Origin of the sequence: Pseudorhodobacter wandonensis (genome assembly GCF_001202035.1) — a bacterium.
GTDB classification, from domain to species: Bacteria; Pseudomonadota; Alphaproteobacteria; order Rhodobacterales; family Rhodobacteraceae; genus Pseudorhodobacter; species Pseudorhodobacter wandonensis.
In genome coordinates, this window is record NZ_LGHT01000045.1 from 179,669 (window position 1) to 196,218 (window position 16,550).

The following is a 16,550-nucleotide window of genomic DNA, read 5'->3' on the forward strand; positions in this document are numbered from 1 at the left end:
TGTTGCGAAATGCCCCCTTTCCGTGGCTGAACAGGCGGGCTAAGGACCACTTATGACACAAGATGACACGCCCCCCGCAAAGCAAAGATCGCATGGCCGCATTTCGGTGCAGGCCAGCCGGAAACCGCGTGACCTTATGGCCGATGTACGCATCGCCGGCGCGTGGCGGGCCAAAGTTATCACGCTGTTTCCCGATGCCTTTCCGGGTGTTCTGGGCCTGTCGTTGACGGGCAAGGCGCTGGATCTGGGTTTGTGGGCGCTGGAAACGATTGATCTGCGCGGCTTTGGTATCGGCAAACATAAGAATGTCGATGACACGCCTGCGGGCGGTGGTGCGGGCATGGTTTTGCGCGCCGATGTGGTTGGGGCGGCACTGGATGAGGCGGCCGCGGGCACGCCCGGCCGTGCCGAGTGGCCGGTGGTATACCTTAGCCCCCGTGGCAAACCCTTTGACCAAGCGATGGCGCGGCGATTCGCGGCGGGGCAGGGGATCACCATGCTCTGCGGTCGGTTTGAAGGTGTGGATGAGCGCGTGCTACATCATTACGGTGTCGAAGAGGTCTCTTTGGGCGATTTTGTCCTGACAGGCGGCGAGATAGCTGCAACGGCCTTGCTTGATGCGACAGTGCGGCTTATACCGCGCGTACTTGGGAATCAAACGTCCACCGAAGAGGAGAGCTTTTCGGATGGGCTGTTGGAGTTTCCGCAGTTTACGAAACCTGCCGTTTGGAACGGGCTTGAGATACCGGAAGTGCTTCAATCCGGTCATCACGGGAACATCGCCGACTGGCGGCAGGCAATGGCCGAAAGGCTGACCAAAGAACGCAGGCCTGATCTCTGGCGGGCTTACTGTGCATCGCATGGTAGGGACCCGGTTGAAGACCAAGAGCAATAGGGCAGCATCATCTTCGCGGGAAAACCGTGAGCAACTGAAAGGACCAGGTATGAACCTGATCGCACAGCTCGAGGCGGAACAGATCGCCGCCCTCGGCAAGACCATCCCGGACTTCAAAGCCGGCGACACGATCAAAGTCGGTTACAAAGTAACCGAAGGCACGCGTTCGCGCGTTCAGAATTATGAGGGCGTTTGCATCTCTCGCCGTGGCGGCGCCACTTTGGCAGCCTCGTTCACCGTTCGGAAAATTTCCTTCGGTGAAGGCGTAGAACGTGTGTTCCCGCTCTATTCCACCAACATCGACAGCATCGAGGTTGTGCGTCGTGGCCGCGTTCGTCGCGCCAAGCTGTACTATCTGCGCGACCGTCGCGGTAAGTCTGCCCGTATCGTGGAAGACACCAATTACAAAGCGCCTAAGGCATAAGGAGCGGACCGATGAGAGATGGAATCCACCCCGACTACCACATGATCGACGTCAAAATGACGGACGGTTCGGTATTTCAAGTGCGCACCACTTGGGGCAAAGAAGGCGACCAAATGGCGCTGGATATCGACCCACTGGCACACCCGGCCTGGACCGGCGGCAACTCGCGCCTGATGGATACCGGTGGCCGCGTGACCAAGTTCAAAAACAAATACGCTGGCTTGGGCTTCTGATACCCGCAGCAATGTTATGGAAAGCGCCGTCCCTTGGGGCGGCGTTTTTCGTTTTCTACGCTTGGGCAGGTGCTGCGCGCGCTATGATGCAGGGTGCCAGGGGCGCAGCGGGTTCGGTGGCGCAGTTTGGGCAACAGTTGGCACCGCAGTTTGCCTGAAAGGGCGGGGAATCGCCAAAAGGGGCTTTCCCTTTGTCCGTCATATTGTCATTAGAGAGGGCAATTCGCCCCTAAGGCAAGGCAGGTTAATAATGGCGCATATCATCGTTGTCGGGAATGAAAAGGGTGGGTCGGGTAAATCGACGACATCCATGCATGTGGCCACGGCTTTGGTACGTATGGGGCACCGCGTCGGTGCGCTGGACCTCGATTTGCGGCAGCGCAGCTTTGGTCGCTATGTCGAGAATCGCTTGGCCTATCTGGAACGCGCGGGACTTGATCTGCCCACGCCCGACTATCGCACCTTGCCAGAAATCGCGCCTGAAACGCTTGCCGAGGGCGAAAACCCCTATGATGCGCGTTTGTCGGCGGCGGTAACAGCGCTTGAGTCGGTGTCGGATTTTATCATCATCGACTGCCCCGGATCGCATACGCGCCTAAGCCAGGTTGCCCATAGTCTGGCAGATACGCTGATTACACCGCTGAACGACAGCTTCATCGATTTCGATTTGCTGGCGCGCGTGGATGCCGAAACCGGCAAGGTGACGGGCCCGTCGATCTATTCGGAAATGGTTTGGCAGGCGCGGCAGTTGCGGGCGCAGGCGGGACTAAAGCCGATCGATTGGCTGGTTGTCCGCAACCGTTTGGGCGCGCAGCAGATGCACAACAAGAAAAAGGTCGGCGCCGCACTTGAGGATTTGTCGCGCCGGATCGGGTTTCGTGTGGCACCCGGTTTCTCGGAACGGGTTATCTTTCGTGAATTGTTCCCGCGCGGGCTGACCTTGCTGGATTTAAAGGATACGGGCGTTGACCAGCTTAACATGTCCAACCTTGCCGCCCGCCAGGAACTGCGCGACCTGATGGCCGAGCTTAAGCTGCCTGGCGTGACGATCGCTTTTTAAACAGGAACAGGTTCGGCAGTTGTGTGCCGCGATTGCGGTCCAACCGAAGAATTCGCTTGATAAAGCAATCGCCCGTTTGGGCTGCGCGGCGGCGCCTGTTGGCAATCAGGCTGCGGGCGGTTGTCATGGCAGAGGGTCCTTTGCGTAGCTTGCCCCTCAGGGTTGCGCGACAATGGGGCGCAATAATGGCAAAAACGGGGTGCTAACGGGTGCAAAGCCCAGGTTTTAATGAAAAACAGATCAGGCAGTGGGGGGCTATGCGGGGACGTCCGTGTCATCCAGATCATTTGCGAGATCTGACGCCAAGAACCGCTCGAACGCATCCAGATCGACAGGTTCGAACTGGCCAAACCCTTGCATCCAGACCGAGGCCGCGCGCAGCGCATCGGGTTCCAGCTTGCACCACTTAACCCGACCGCGTTTTTCCTGACTTATCAGGCCCGCATCGGCCAGCACTTGAAGGTGCTTCGAAATTGCTGCTAGCGAGGTGCTAAAGGGCGCCGCGACATCCGTGACAGCCATGTCATCTTCAAGCAGCATTGACAGGATCATGCGGCGCGTCGGATCGGCAAGGGCAGCGAAAGTGGTATCAAGCGGATGTGTCATAGTTGTTTTGTGCAATGGGGCTGTGCAATCGTCAACCAGATGGTTGAATAAGCTATGACACACGGATTTGTGAGGCGCACAGCAAATAAGGGGCCGAATTCGACGTGTTAAATATTTTTCATATATTTATCAGTGTATTACAAGTCCATGTGGTTACTTGACTCGGGGGCCTCTGCTGCGTAGTTAAGGCGCAACTGTTTGAGGGGCATCTTTGTGATGACGGAAGAACCCGATACCGCGCGTCTAAAGGCCCTTGAGGCCCGAATTGCGAAGGTAAAGGGCAAGCCGGCGAAGGCAAAGACCGAGAACGGCAAGGCATTCTCGCAGGGCGAGATGGCTTGGAGGATGGTGATCGAGCTGGTGACCGGCATGTTGCTGGGGCTGTCGATCGGGTTCGGGTTGGACACTGTGTTCGGCACGCAGCCACTCTTCCTGGTGATCTTTGCGCTGCTCGGCTTTGCGGCAGGTGTGCGGACGATGTTAAGAACGGCGCAATCCATGTCGGTAGAGCATGACAAATTAAACGGGGGCGTGTCCCCTGATAAGGACGAGGGCAACGATGTCTGAAGAAGCAAGCACTGGGTTCGCTATCCACCCGATGGATCAGTTTGTCGTAAAGCCGCTGTTTGGCGGCGACCATATCGCTTGGTACACCGTGACCAACGTAACGATGTGGATGGCAATCGCTGTTCTGGTGATCGCGGCCTTGTTGATGCTGGGCACCCGCCGCCGCGCGATTGTACCGTCGCGCAGCCAATCGGTCGCGGAATTGCTTTACGGTTTCATCCATAACATGGTTGAAGAAGTCACCGGTCACGAAGGGGTAAAATACTTTCCCTACGTGATGACCCTGTTCCTGTTCATCCTGTTTTCGAACCTGCTTGGCCTGCTGCCAATGTCGTTCACCACGACCAGCCATGTTGCTGTGACCGTTGTGCTGGCATTGATGGTATTCCTTGGCGTAACCATCCTTGGTTTTGTCAAGAATGGCATCGGCTTTCTGGGCATGTTCTGGGTTACCTCGGCGCCATTGGCCATTCGTCCGATCCTGGCCCTGATCGAGATTATCTCTTACTTCGTTCGCCCGGTTTCCCACTCCATTCGTTTGGCGGGTAACCTGATGGCGGGCCACGCCGTGATCAAAGTGATCGCAGGCTTTGCAACGCTGGTTGTTGCGTCTCCGGTTGTTATCGGTGCGGTTACAGCGCTCTACGGGCTCGAAATGCTGGTTGCAGTGGTTCAAGCCTATGTCTTTACCATCCTGACTTGTGTGTATTTGCGGGACGCTGTTGGCGGCGCGCATCACTAAGGTCTTTCTCTTTCACCTATCTTACAAAATCCTAAGGAGTATCACATGGATCTCGCAGCAGCAGAACAATTCGCACAAATGGGTAAATTCATCGGCGCCGGTCTGGCAACGATGGGTCTGGGCGGCGCTGGCGTCGGCGTGGGCATCATTGCAGGCAACTTCCTGTCGGGCGCTCTGCGTAACCCTTCGGCAGCACCAGGCCAGATGGCAAACCTGTTCGTCGGCATCGCGTTCGCCGAAGCATTGGGCATCTTCTCGTTCCTGATCGCTCTGCTGCTGATGTTCGCGGTCTGATCCAGATTTTCTGAGCTTTCGGCCGGGGGGGCATGATGCCTGTCCGGCCAAGTCTTTAAGATGCTGGAGAAACGACATGGCGACTGAAGCGCATGACGCTGCCGCAGCAACCCACGGAGCCGCCGACGCTGGCCACGCCGTAGGAATGCCGCAGCTAGATTTTTCGACCTGGCCGAACCAGATTTTCTGGCTTTTGGTCACGCTGGTCGCGATTTACTTTATTCTGACTCGGGTCGCTTTGCCCCGTATCAGCGCTGTTTTGGCTGAACGCCGTGGCACGATCACCAATGATCTGGCCGCTGCCGAAGAGCTGAAGCAAAAGGCGACCGAAGCTGAAGCCGCATACAACGAAGCGCTGGCAACGGCGCGTGTCGAAGCTGGCAAAATCGTGGCTGCTGCCCGTGCTGAAATTGAGGCCGATCTTGCCAAGGCAACTGCCAAGGCTGATGCTGATATTGATGCAAAAGCAGCGGTTTCCGAACAGCGGATTGCTGAAATTCGGGCTGGCGCGCTGGAAAGCGTGACAGAAGTGGCAAAGGACACCGCCAAAGAGCTGATCGCAGCTTTGGGTGGCAAAGCCGATGCACGCTCGATCACCGCGGCGGTTTCCGCCCGTCTGAAAGGATAACGCCATGAAAAAGCTGATCCTTTTGGCAAGCGTTGCTGCAAGCCCTGCGATGGCAGCCTCTGGCCCGTTCTTCTCGCTTGGCAATACCAACTTTGTTGTGACGGTATCGTTCATTCTGTTCATTGGCGTGTTGCTGAAATTTGGCGTGCCGGGCAAGTTGACCGGAATGCTGGACAAGCGCGCCGAGCAGATCAAAGCCGATCTTGATGAAGCACGTGCTTTGCGTGAAGAAGCCAAGGCCGTTTTGGCCAGCTATGAGCGCAAAAAGAAAGAAGTGCAGGAGCAGGCAGATCGTATTGTCGCTTCGGCTAAGGAAGAGGCGACTGCTGCGGCTGCACAGGCCAAAGTTGATCTGGCCAATTCTATCGCACGTCGCGTGGCTGCCGCCGAAGACCGTATCGCCTCGGCTGAAGCCGGTGCAGTGCGGGCTGTGCGTGAGCAAGCTGTGGCAATCGCGGTTGCGGCGGCTGGTGAGGTACTTGCCAAGCAAGCAACTGCAGAATCCGCTTCGGCCTCTATCGATGCGGCGATCACGCAAGTTGGCGCAAAGATGCACTGAGCGCGTGTCGCAAAATCAAATTGAAAAACCCGGCCATAGTGCCGGGTTTTTTGTTATCTAGCGGTGGTTTGGTGAAATACCTAGCGCGACAGCTCATGCTCAAACCGTTGGCGGGCAATCGCCTCGTTTTTGTCGGCCTTTAGCTGGTCGCTCAGGGCCTCTTCGACGAAATCAAGATGGGCATTTACGGCCAATCGCGCGGCAACAGGGTCGCGGGCCTGCAACCCTTTATTGATGGCGCGATGTTGTTCCAAAAGAACTGAGCGGGTGGTCTTGTTTCGAAACATGACCTGCCGATTGTAAAATACGCCCTGTTTCAACAGATCATACATCGACCGCATCATATGCAGCATGATGACGTTATGGCTCGCCTCGATAATCGCCATGTGAAAGGCGGCGTCGAGTTCCGCCTCATCCGAGGAGGCGCGTTTGCCATGCGCCAGTTCCATTTTGGCAAAGATCGCGTCGATTACTTTCAGATCAGTGTCCGAGCCAAGCTTGGCTGCGCGTTCGGCGGCCAGCCCTTCCATATCGCGACGAAAGGCAAGGTAGTCGAACACAGATTCTTCGTGTTGTGAAAACAGGTTGATCAATGCGGGTGAGAAGGCCGAGCCAAGAACCTCGGCAACAAAGATACCCGAGCCGGGACGGCTGTCGAGCAATCCGCGCGTCTGTAATTCGGCAATTGCATCGCGCAGGCTGGGCCGCGAGACCCCCATGCGTTCCGAGAGCTCGCGTTCCGAGGGCAGCCGGTCGCCGGCGCGCAAAATGCCGCGCAATATCAACTGCTCGACTTGCCGGATGACGGCAGCAGACAGTTTCTCGGCTTGGACGGGTTCAAAGGGCATCAGAGTCTCCGCTGCGGTATTGGTCAAATTCTATGACCGGAGCGGGCAAGTCTCAATGATTAAATGCTGGCGCGTGGCGGTATGAAAAAAAAGGGCGGGGAAATCCCCGCCCTTTTTTGGCGTTTTTCAAAGAATCAGTTCGGGCGGATAACAATCTCGACCCGGCGGTTTTGCGCGCGGCCTGCCTCAGACAGGTTCGACGCAATCGGCTGGTCCTCACCACGGCCGATGGCAATAATGCGGCCCCCGGGAACACCATTGGCTTGCAGAACCGAGGCGACAGATTGCGCACGGCGCTGCGACAGGTTCTGGTTATAGGCGGCCGAGCCGGTATTGTCGGTATGACCTACAACCTGAACAGTGGTGTTAGGATAGTTCAACAGGCTGCGGGCAACGGCCTGCAAATCCTGGGTCAGATCACCACGCAGGGTTGCGCTGTCGGTGGCGAACAGGATGTCTTGCGGCAGGTTCACGATCAGTTCGGAACCTGTGTTGGTGATAGACACGCGGTTGTCGCCAATGGAATTGCGCAGTTCGGCGGCTTGTGCGTCAAGGCTGGAACCGATAGCGCCACCGATCGCAGCACCGATACCGGCGCCAACCACGGTTTTCAGCAGCTTGTCGTCGCCTTTCGAGGTTGCGCCAAGTGCGCCGCCCAGCAATGCGCCAGTCACGGCGCCCGTGTTTTGCCGACGGTTGTCTTCGGTGGTCGGGACGCAGCCTGCCAGTGTAATTGCGCCCAGCGTCAGCAGGGCAATCGGTGTTTTCAAAATCATCTCAAAGCCTCATGTCATTGGCCCCTAAAGGGGGAGCCACTCTTCATACACTCGAAATCGATTGGCTGCACCATTTCTAGCCAAGGCTTAGGCGGAAATTGGCCAATCACCCTGTGGCAAGCGGTGTTTCGTGATCGGCCCGCGCGCCTTCCCACGCCAAAAGCGCCCGTTTGACGGGCAATCCCCAGTGATAGCCGCCCAAGGCGCCGGATTTGCGCAAGGCACGGTGGCAAGGGATCAGCCAGCTAACGGGGTTACGCCCTACGGCGGTGCCCACAGCCCGCACCGCGCGGGGGTGGCCAATGGCGGCGGCAATCTCGGAATAGGTGGTGACATGCCCCGAGGGGATGCGCATCAGGGCCTCCCAAACCTTTATCTGGAACGGCGCGCCGATCATGTAAACCGGCGCTTTGTCATTGGTTTTAGCGGCACCAAAGGCCGTTTTTACCCAAGGGCGCAGCATTTCGGCGTCTGCGACAAACCGGGCCTTGGGCCAGCGCGAGGTAAGGTCTTGCATGGCTGCGGCCTCGGTGGTTTCTGACAAAAAGCCGATCCCGCAAATGCCTTTCTCGGTGCCCATCACAAGGGCAGGGCCAAACGGGCTTTCAAACCAGCCCCAGCGGATGGTCAGGCCCGCGCCGCCCATCGCGTAGTCACCGGGGCTCATCGCCTCCCACCGCAAGAACAGATCATGCAACCGGCCTGTGCCCGACAGATTGGTGGCAAGGCTGGTTTCCAACACGGTAAAGCGGTCGGCCAGCAAGCGGCGGGCATGATCGAGCGTCAGGTATTGTTGATAGCGTTTGGGCGATACGCCGACCCATTGCGAAAACAATCGCTGAAAATGGGCGGGGCTCATTCCCATCGTGTCGGCAAGTTGGTCCAGTGACATGGGCTGATCCTGTGCGTCGATTGCATCAATCGCGCGGCGCATGACGTGGAAATGATAGCTGTCACTTAGATCGTTTGGCATCGGTGCCTCCCTTTTGCCCAGATTAGCGTTGTGGCGGGGCAGGCGCGACCCGTTTCCTGCGCAAATTTACCGGCCAGCCTTGCAGACACAGCGCAATTTGGGCATAGGGTTGGAAATGGTAAAGCAGCTAGACTATCACCAGATGCACGCGATTTTCACCCGGTTTCAGGCGATAGAGCCGGAACCGAAAGGTGAGTTGTTCCACACCAATGCCTATACTTTGTTGGTGGCGGTGGCGCTGTCGGCGCAAGCAACCGATGCGGGCGTGAACAAGGCCACGCGGCCACTGTTTGCCCAAGTGGATACACCGCAAAAGATGGTTGATCTGGGGCTTGCGGGCCTGACCGAGGCAATCAAGACCATCGGGCTGTTTAACACCAAGGCCAAGAATGTGATGAAAATGGCCGAGATTTTGGTGGCGGATTACGGCGGCGAGGTGCCATCAAGCCGTGCCGCGCTGCAGTCCTTGCCCGGCGTGGGGCGCAAAACGGCGAATGTGGTGCTGAACATGTGGTTTCACATGCCCGCGCAGGCCGTTGACACCCATATTTTCCGTATCGGCAACCGCACGGGCATTTGCGCCGGCCGAGATGTCGACGCCGTAGAGCGCGCGATTGAAGATAACGTTCCCGCGGAATTTCAACACCATGCGCACCACTGGCTTATCTTGCATGGCCGCTATATCTGTGTTGCGCGCAAACCCAAATGCGGGATCTGCCCGATCCGCGATCTCTGCCCCTATGAGGATAAAACGATATGAAAAAGTTTCAGGTGGTCGGTATCGGCAACGCGATGGTGGATGTGCTGGCCCATGCCGATGACGCATTCCTGCATGCGAACGGCATCGGCAAGGGCATCATGCAGCTGATCGATATGAGCCGCGCGGTCGAGCTTTATGGCTGTATCGGCCCGGCCAAGGAAATCTCGGGCGGGTCGGCCGCCAATACGATTGCAGGCATCGCGCATTTGGGCGGGCGTACGGCCTATGTTGGCAAGGTAAAAGATGACCAGTTGGGCGCGATCTTTGCCCATGATATGCGCGCGCAAGGCGCGGTGTATGAGACCAAGATGGCGCCGAAGGATGGTGGCCATGAAACCGGACGCTGCATTGTGCTTGTAACGCCGGATGGTGAGCGGTCGATGAACACCTACCTGGGCTGGTCCGAGTTCTTGACCCCCGCCGATATTGATGCCGATCAGATGGCGAATGCCGAGTGGATTTATCTGGAAGGGTATCGCTTTGACGGGCCGGAAAGCCACCAAGCCTTTGCCGACGCGATTGAGGCCTGCAAAGGCGCGGGTGGGCAGGTTTCCATTACTTTGTCGGATGCGTTCTGCATTGACCGCCACCGCGATGCGTTTCGCAAGATGATTGTCGAGGATGTGGACCTGCTGTTCGCCAACCGCGCCGAAATTTTGTCGATGTATCAGACAGATGACTATGACGCGGCGCTGCAAGCGGCGGCGAAGGATGTAGCGATTGTCGCCTGCACGGATGGCGCGAATGGCGCGCATGTGCTGGCAGACGGGCAGCACTGGCACGTGCCTGCGGTGCCCACCAAGATTGTTGATGCAACCGGGGCAGGGGATCTGTTTGCGGGGGCATTCTTGTGGGCGATTACCAATGGGCACAGCTATGAGACTGCCGCACGGATGGGCAACATTGCGGCCTCTGAAGTGATCAGCCATATCGGCGCGCGGCCCGAGGCTGACTTGTTGGAACTGTTTGCCCAGCATGACGTGATCTGAGGGCGGGGCGCCAGACCTCAGGCCCCTTTGGAGCCATCGGCCTGGCGCTGCTATCGCGGATTGCGGATAGGGCAGCCGTTGCTTTTTGGGGCAGGGATTTAGGTATTTGGACCAAGATGAAGGCCGGTGACGGTTTTTGGCGCTGCCTGTGTCAGGTTTTGGCATCTTCGGCGGGTTTGCCTTTGAAAATGTACTGGCAGACGATGGCTATTGGCATCAGCCAGGCACTTATGGCCCAGCCGACTGTACGTGGCTGGTCAGTCCGCGCACTTTGGGGCTCTGCGCGCCCTGATAGACGCGACCAAGGGCCGGGTGATGCTCGGGCACTCAATGGGGCCCGGGCGGCGTGAACCTCTAGTCGCCCAGCTTTGCGTGGACCTCATCCAAATCAATTTCGGCAATCGGCATTTTATTGGCGGGATTGTCGAAATCATATTTGAACAGCTGGAAATCGCGTTTGTAGATTTCCCAGACCAGATGCATCGACAAATCATCGAAATAGGCCTCAACAGGGTGGGCGCGTTTGGGGCCGTGGCCTTCGCTTTCGTTGAACTTCGGAATCGCTTTCAGGTCTACTTTATGCGGCGTGTCGATGTGGCTTAGAACGTCATCCATGCCGTCATTGAATTTTTCAGTAAAGAAAATCTTGTTGTAGCGGCCGCCATTGGCAATGAATGTTGAGACATGGCCAGACATAGCCGACCAATGGATGTCGGGTTCCATCGGTTTGCGCCAGCGGATGGTATCACGGGTGAACAAAAGAAAGCGGCGAAAGCTTTTGATCTGGTCAAATTCCTGCTTGCCATCATCACCGCCAACTTTGGTGCCGTATTTCTGGACCAACAATGGAACAAGGTTGCCACGATAGCGTTTGCCATTGCGTTGGATGCCGCAGATCTTATCAAAAAACGACGACAAAATGCGCGTGTAGGGGTTTCGAACGCAGGTAAAGGCATAGGTTTTCCCCGCCTTTACACTGCGTTCGATAGGTGCCTGACTGTAGTCTTGCGCCCATTTATGCAGGCCATTGGAGGAGTCGTGAATGTCGCCATCAAAAAACTGTCCATGGTCGGAATAATACATAATTTGACCGATGGTCGAACACGCACATTTCGGAACAACACGATAGATGACGCTTTCGCTTTCTGTCATCCATGTACCCGGAAAACCCATAAACCTCTGCCTCCATAGCCCTGCACACAGATTATCCGGTGATTGGGGAGATTTGATTGCAAAAAAGCAAAGAAACTCTGTCATTTCAATGGCTGATAAAGGTATTTAGGGAAACAATGGGGCAAGATGAGGGTTCAGAGTTTCTGTAATGGCAAAAATCGCCTATATTCTTCTGTCTCATAAAGACCCTAAGGGTGTTATCGCGCAGGCCGAGCGGCTGACGTCTGGCGGGGATTATGTTTCAATCCACTTTGATGCGCGGGCACGACCGCAGGATTTTGACGCTATTCGCGACGCATTGGCGTCGAACCCGTCGATTACATTTGCGCGCAAACGGCTGAAATGTGGTTGGGGCGCGTGGAGCCTTGTTGCCGCCACGCTGCTTGCGGTGCGCGCGGCAGTAACAGCCTTTCCTCGCGCCACGCATTTTTACATGCTGTCGGGTGACTGCATGCCGATCAAAACCGCCGAATATGCCCATGACCTGCTGGACAAAGAAGATGTGGATTACATTGAAAGCTTTGACTTTTTCAAATCCGGTTGGATCAAGACAGGGATCACGGAAGAGCGCCTGATCTATCGACACTGGTTTAATGAGCGCGAACAAAAGGCGGCGTTCTATGCCTCGATGCGGCTGCAAAAGCGGCTTGGGCTGGCCCGCAAAGTGCCTGCAGATTTGCAGGTGCAAATTGGCAGCCAGTGGTGGTGCCTGCGGCGCCGCACGATTGAGGCATTGCTGGAATTTTGTGACAGACGCCGCGATGTGATCCGGTTTTTCAGAACGACCTGGATTCCGGATGAGACGTTTTTTCAAACCTTGGTCCGCCATTTGGTGCCGGAACATGAAATTCGCACGCGGTCGCTGACGTTTTTGATGTTCACCGATTATGGCATGCCGGTTACCTTTTACAACGATCACTATGATCTGCTGCTTAGTCAGGATTATCTCTTTGCCCGCAAGATCTCGGTCGATGCGACCAGCTTGAAAGAGCGTTTGGGGCGGCTCTATGCCGAAAGCGGGGTGGATTTTCCGATTTCCAACGAAGGCCGCAGCCTGTTTCAATTCTTGACGGGCCGCGGCCGGATCGGTCGCCGTTTTGCGCCACGGTTTTGGGAAACAGAAAGCAGCCTTGGCCGCGAGCGTACGCTGTTGTTGGTGGTTTGCAAGAAGTGGCATGTTGCCAAGCGGCTGGTTGAACGCATCAGGGCCGTTACCGGAATTGCGGCCGTGGATTATGTGTTCAACGAGGCCTCGACTCCGTTGCCAGATCTGGGCGGCATTCAATCCACTTTGGAAAAGCGTACACGGCATCGGCGGGCATTGGTGCGGATGTTGTTTGACTATTGGCAAACCGATATGTTGATCGTCTGTATCGACCCTGCCAATGTTGACCTGATGCGCGATTTTGTCTCAGATAAATCGACGGTTCGCTTGCTAGAGGTGGAATGCGCGTTCAGCGATGCGTTTTTGATTGGCCATGCGCGCCGCGTGGGGCTTGCCGGTGATCAAACCCCGCAAGAGGTGCTTGACCGGTTGTTGCCGACCATTCGCTATGACGTAAAGTTTGAAAGCGATATGATCCGGGATGCCGATTTCAGCGGCTTGTTGCGATTGCGCGAAGCGGCGGCACCTGCCGAAAACGCCGTGGCTTTGGCGGCGTTTCTTGATATCAATATTGAAAAAGCGCGAGAGATCGCGGAAACCAACCATCTGTTTGTGGATTGAAACATGGCCTATACCTACGACGATACCAATATTTTTGCCCGTATCCTGCGCGGTGAGATTCCGAATAAAACGGTACTGGAAACCGAACACACACTGGCCTTTCATGATATCAACCCTGCGGCGCCAGTGCATGTCTTGGTGATTCCCAAAGGCGCTTATGTCAGCTTTGACCATTTCGCGGGTGAGGCATCCGAGGCCGAGTTGGTGGATTTTCACCGCGCGGCGGCTAAGGTTTGCCAGCAAATGGGGGTATCACTGGATGCCGGTGCGGGCTTTCGAGCAATAGCGAATGCGGGGGCGCATGGATTGCAAGAGGTGCCGCACTACCACATGCATATCTTGGGCGGGCGCCCGATGGGTGTGATGGTTTCCAAGGCCTGAAAGGCAGTTGTTAAATTGAGGCGCTGACGCGCCGCTGATTTGCAATGCGCTCGCCGCGCGGGCGTGCGCCGCACGGGGATATTTTGGGATAGATGATGGGGCGAGCGGTTAATGCGCCTCGGCCCAATTGGCGCCTTTGCCCGCATCAACGGTGATTGGCACCGAGAGATGGACTGCGGGGGCGGCTGCACCTTCCATGATGTCGCGGGCCGCCTTGATCAGCGGGTCTACGGCGTCATGGGCCACCTCGAACAGCAGTTCGTCATGCACTTGCAGCAGCATTTTGGCATCAATGTCGCGGATAGCGTTTGGCATGCGGATCATGGCGCGGCGGATGATATCGGCGGCGGTGCCTTGTATCGGGGCGTTGATGGCGGCGCGTTTGGCAAAACCTGCGGCGGGGCCTTTTGCGTTGATTTCGGGTGTGTGGATGCGGCGGCCAAACAGGGTTTGGACATAGCCGTTATCCTTGGCGAATTGTACGGTTGCATCCATGTATTCACGGATGCCGGGGAAACGCTCAAAATAACGGTCGATAAAGCCCTGTGCCTCGGCACGGGGGATGCGCAGGTTGCGCGCAAGGCCAAAGCCCGAAATGCCGTAAATGACGCCGAAGTTGATCGCTTTGGCTTGGCGGCGGATCATCGGGTCCATGCCCTCAAGTGGCACGTTGAACATCTCGGACGCCGTCATGGCGTGAATGTCGATGCCATCTTTAAACGCTTGTTTCAGCGCAGGAATATCGGCGACATGGGCCAGGATGCGCAGTTCGATCTGGCTGTAGTCGAGGCTGACGATAACGCGGTCCTTGGGGGCGACAAAGGCCTCGCGGATGCGGCGGCCCTCATCCGTTCGCACGGGTATGTTTTGCAGGTTCGGATCGGTCGAAGACAGCCGCCCCGTGACCGCGCCAACCAGCGAGTAGGACGTGTGAACGCGGCCTGTTTCGGGGTTGATATGGGTTTGCAGCGCATCCGTGTAGGTTGATTTCAGCTTGGCCAATTGCCGCCAATCCAGCACGAGGCCGGGCAGTTTATGCTCGGTCGCCAAGTCTTCGAGGATATCCGCACCGGTCGCATAGGCACCTGTTTTGCCTTTACTGCCGCCGGGCAAGGCAAGTTCGTCAAACAAGATCTCACCCAATTGTTTGGGCGACCCTACGTTGAAGGGGCGGCCCGCCATGGTTTGAATCTCGTCCTCCAACGCCGCCATTTTCTGCGCAAAAGCGTTCGACATGCGCGACAGGGTATCGCGGTCAACCTGCACGCCTGCCATCTCCATTTGCGCCAGAACCGGCACCAAAGGGCGTTCTAGCGTTTCATAAACGGTGGTGACTTGCTTGCTATGCAGTTTCGGTTTGAACAATTGCCAAAGGCGCAGGGTGATATCGGCATCTTCGGCCGCGTATTTCACGGCCTCATCCACAGGAACCAGATCAAAGGTGATTTGCGATTTGCCCGTGCCAAGCAGCGATTTGATCGGGATCGGCGTGTGGCCCAGATAGGTATCGGCAAGCGTATCCATGCCGTGGTTGTGCAGGCCCGCATTTAACGCCGAAGACATCAGCATCGTGTCATCCATCGGGGCCACAGCAATACCCTGACGCGCAAAGATTTTCGCGTCATATTTCATATTCTGACCGATTTTAAGGATGCTGGCATCTTGCAGCATCGGCCGCAGCATTTCCAGCGCAGTGGCCAGTGGCAATTGGCCATCGGTCAAGTCTGACGAGCCGAAAAGATCGCCGCCGCCTTGCTTATGACCCAGCGGGATATAGCAGGCTTGCCCTGCCTCGACGCAGAGCGAGATGCCAACCAGCTCGGCGCGCATCTCATCAAGGCTGGTGGTTTCGGTATCCACAGCGACATAGCCGCGCGCATAGATGCGGTCGAGCCAGACCTGAAGTGCGGCCTCATCACGGACGTTTTCATATTTGGCGTGATCAAAGGGCAGGGCGGGCGCGTCTTCGGCCCCAGCTGCCCCGGTCGTCTCAGCCGCTGCGGGGGCCGCAGGGGGTGCCACTTTCAGGCTGTTAGCCACGCGTTTGGTTAGGGTGCGAAACTCCATCTGGTTCAGGAACCCAAGCAAATCATCGGCTTGTGGCTCGCGCACCTCAAGGCTTTCCAGCGTGAAATCCAGCGGGGTGTCGCAATCTAGTTGCACGAGTCGTTTGGAAATGCGGATTTGATCTGCGTTGTTTTGCAGGGTTTCGCGGCGCTTGGGTTGCTTGATTTCACCCGCGCGGTCCAGCAAGGTTTCAAGGTCGCCATATTCCTGAATAAGCAAAGCGGCGGTTTTGATGCCTATACCCGGCGCACCCGGCACGTTGTCAACCGCGTCACCCGCCAGCGATTGCACGTCGACCACGCGGTTTGGGGCAACGCCGAATTTCTCAAACACCTCATCCGGGCCGATCAGTTTGTTTTTCATCGGGTCCAGCATATTGACGCCATTGCCAACCAACTGCATCAAATCCTTGTCGGATGAAATGATCGTCACATCCCCCCCTGCATCGCGCGCCTTGCACGACAGGGTGGCGATGATGTCATCGGCCTCATAGCCTTCGGTTTCAATGCAGGCGATGTTAAAGGCGCGGGTGGCATCGCGCGTCAGCGGGAATTGCGGGCGCAGGTCTTCGGGCAGTTCGGGACGGTTGGCTTTGTATTCGGGGTAGATGTCATTGCGAAAGGTCTTTGACGAATGGTCAAAGATAACAGCCACATGCGTTGGCGCATCGCCGTTTTTATTGTCGTTAAGGTAGCGAAACAGAATGTTGCAAAACCCCGCCACCGCGCCCACCGGCAAGCCGTCGGATTTGCGCGTCAGGGGCGGCAGCGCGTGATAGGCGCGAAAGATATAGGCCGACCCGTCGATCAGATGCAGATGGTGGCCTTTGCCGAATGTCTCGCTCATGTT

19 protein-coding genes are annotated in these 16,550 nt (G+C 56.8%); 13 read left to right on the forward strand and 6 right to left on the reverse strand.

Annotated elements, in window-relative coordinates; translation table 11 throughout:
• Window positions 1–52: 52 nt before the first annotated feature.
• The 4 genes from trmD (at window position 53) to AKU79_RS18500 (ending at window position 2,612) form a co-directional block, all read left to right on the forward strand.
• Window positions 53–895: a tRNA (guanosine(37)-N1)-methyltransferase TrmD gene (gene trmD, locus AKU79_RS18485; RefSeq protein ID WP_082224122.1), complete on the forward strand. Its 843-nt coding sequence runs from the start codon at window positions 53–55 to the stop codon at window positions 893–895.
• A gap of 49 nt (window positions 896–944) precedes the next feature.
• Entirely contained in the window at window positions 945–1,319 is a 375-nt protein-coding gene (rplS, locus tag AKU79_RS18490) for a 50S ribosomal protein L19 (RefSeq protein WP_050525062.1), read from the forward strand.
• An 11-nt stretch (window positions 1,320–1,330) separates the two neighbouring features.
• On the forward strand, window positions 1,331–1,552 hold the full coding sequence (rpmE, locus tag AKU79_RS18495; protein ID WP_050525063.1) for a 50S ribosomal protein L31: 222 nt from the start codon (window positions 1,331–1,333) through the stop codon (window positions 1,550–1,552).
• A gap of 250 nt (window positions 1,553–1,802) precedes the next feature.
• The gene (locus AKU79_RS18500; RefSeq protein WP_050525064.1) at window positions 1,803–2,612 is read left to right on the forward strand and encodes a division plane positioning ATPase MipZ; all 810 of its coding nucleotides are present in this window, start codon (window positions 1,803–1,805) and stop codon (window positions 2,610–2,612) included.
• A gap of 255 nt (window positions 2,613–2,867) precedes the next feature.
• Here the strand turns inward: AKU79_RS18500 and AKU79_RS18505 are convergent, their stop codons facing one another.
• Window positions 2,868–3,218, reverse strand: coding sequence for an ArsR/SmtB family transcription factor (locus tag AKU79_RS18505; protein WP_050525065.1), 351 nt, complete (start codon window positions 3,216–3,218; stop codon window positions 2,868–2,870).
• A 216-nt stretch (window positions 3,219–3,434) separates the two neighbouring features.
• Between AKU79_RS18505 and AKU79_RS18510 the strand changes: the two genes are divergently transcribed.
• The 5 genes from AKU79_RS18510 to AKU79_RS18530 all read left to right on the forward strand — a co-directional run bounded on the left by AKU79_RS18510 (window position 3,435) and on the right by AKU79_RS18530 (window position 6,008).
• Entirely contained in the window at window positions 3,435–3,785 is a 351-nt protein-coding gene (locus AKU79_RS18510; protein WP_050525066.1) for an AtpZ/AtpI family protein, read from the forward strand.
• The gene (locus tag AKU79_RS18515; RefSeq protein WP_050525067.1) at window positions 3,778–4,527 is read left to right on the forward strand and encodes a F0F1 ATP synthase subunit A; all 750 of its coding nucleotides are present in this window, start codon (window positions 3,778–3,780) and stop codon (window positions 4,525–4,527) included. Before AKU79_RS18510 ends, AKU79_RS18515 begins: the two co-directional genes overlap by 8 nt.
• 45 nt (window positions 4,528–4,572) lie before the next feature.
• Window positions 4,573–4,821 carry a F0F1 ATP synthase subunit C gene (locus AKU79_RS18520; protein WP_050525068.1) on the forward strand — a complete coding sequence of 83 codons (249 nt, stop codon included), beginning with the start codon at window positions 4,573–4,575 and terminating at the stop codon, window positions 4,819–4,821.
• Between the two features lie 76 nt (window positions 4,822–4,897).
• On the forward strand, window positions 4,898–5,449 hold the full coding sequence (locus tag AKU79_RS18525) for a F0F1 ATP synthase subunit B' (RefSeq protein ID WP_050525069.1): 552 nt from the start codon (window positions 4,898–4,900) through the stop codon (window positions 5,447–5,449).
• 4 nt (window positions 5,450–5,453) lie between these two features.
• The gene (locus AKU79_RS18530; protein ID WP_050525070.1) at window positions 5,454–6,008 is read left to right on the forward strand and encodes a F0F1 ATP synthase subunit B; all 555 of its coding nucleotides are present in this window, start codon (window positions 5,454–5,456) and stop codon (window positions 6,006–6,008) included.
• Window positions 6,009–6,088: 80 nt separating this feature from the next.
• Here the strand turns inward: AKU79_RS18530 and AKU79_RS18535 are convergent, their stop codons facing one another.
• The 3 genes from AKU79_RS18535 to AKU79_RS18545 form a co-directional block, all read right to left on the reverse strand.
• On the reverse strand, window positions 6,089–6,856 hold the full coding sequence (locus tag AKU79_RS18535) for a FadR/GntR family transcriptional regulator (RefSeq protein WP_050525071.1): 768 nt from the start codon (window positions 6,854–6,856) through the stop codon (window positions 6,089–6,091).
• 134 nt (window positions 6,857–6,990) lie between these two features.
• On the reverse strand, window positions 6,991–7,632 hold the full coding sequence (locus AKU79_RS18540) for an OmpA family protein (protein WP_050525072.1): 642 nt from the start codon (window positions 7,630–7,632) through the stop codon (window positions 6,991–6,993).
• 106 nt (window positions 7,633–7,738) lie between these two features.
• The gene (locus AKU79_RS18545) at window positions 7,739–8,605 is read right to left on the reverse strand and encodes a methylated-DNA--[protein]-cysteine S-methyltransferase (protein WP_050525073.1); all 867 of its coding nucleotides are present in this window, start codon (window positions 8,603–8,605) and stop codon (window positions 7,739–7,741) included.
• A 115-nt stretch (window positions 8,606–8,720) separates the two neighbouring features.
• On the opposite strand from AKU79_RS18545, the gene nth reads away from it, so the two are divergent.
• Entirely contained in the window at window positions 8,721–9,365 is a 645-nt protein-coding gene (gene nth, locus AKU79_RS18550; protein WP_050525120.1) for an endonuclease III, read from the forward strand.
• On the forward strand, window positions 9,362–10,354 hold the full coding sequence (locus tag AKU79_RS18555; protein ID WP_050525074.1) for an adenosine kinase: 993 nt from the start codon (window positions 9,362–9,364) through the stop codon (window positions 10,352–10,354). The genes nth and AKU79_RS18555 overlap by 4 nt, the downstream gene beginning before the upstream one ends.
• Window positions 10,355–10,708: 354 nt before the next feature.
• On the opposite strand, the gene AKU79_RS18560 is transcribed toward AKU79_RS18555, so the two are convergent.
• Entirely contained in the window at window positions 10,709–11,527 is an 819-nt protein-coding gene (locus AKU79_RS18560; RefSeq protein ID WP_050525075.1) for a sulfotransferase family protein, read from the reverse strand.
• Window positions 11,528–11,675: 148 nt separating this feature from the next.
• On the opposite strand from AKU79_RS18560, the gene AKU79_RS18565 reads away from it, so the two are divergent.
• On the forward strand, window positions 11,676–13,253 hold the full coding sequence (locus AKU79_RS18565) for a DUF5928 domain-containing protein (RefSeq protein WP_050525076.1): 1,578 nt from the start codon (window positions 11,676–11,678) through the stop codon (window positions 13,251–13,253).
• A 3-nt stretch (window positions 13,254–13,256) separates the two neighbouring features.
• Window positions 13,257–13,634 (forward strand): histidine triad nucleotide-binding protein, encoded by a 378-nt coding sequence (locus AKU79_RS18570; RefSeq protein ID WP_050525077.1) that lies wholly within the window; start codon window positions 13,257–13,259, stop codon window positions 13,632–13,634.
• 108 nt (window positions 13,635–13,742) lie between these two features.
• Here AKU79_RS18570 and polA read toward each other — a convergent pair whose 3' ends face one another.
• Window positions 13,743–16,547 carry a DNA polymerase I gene (gene polA / locus AKU79_RS18575; RefSeq protein WP_050525078.1) on the reverse strand — a complete coding sequence of 935 codons (2,805 nt, stop codon included), beginning with the start codon at window positions 16,545–16,547 and terminating at the stop codon, window positions 13,743–13,745.
• Window positions 16,548–16,550: the final 3 nt, after the last annotated feature.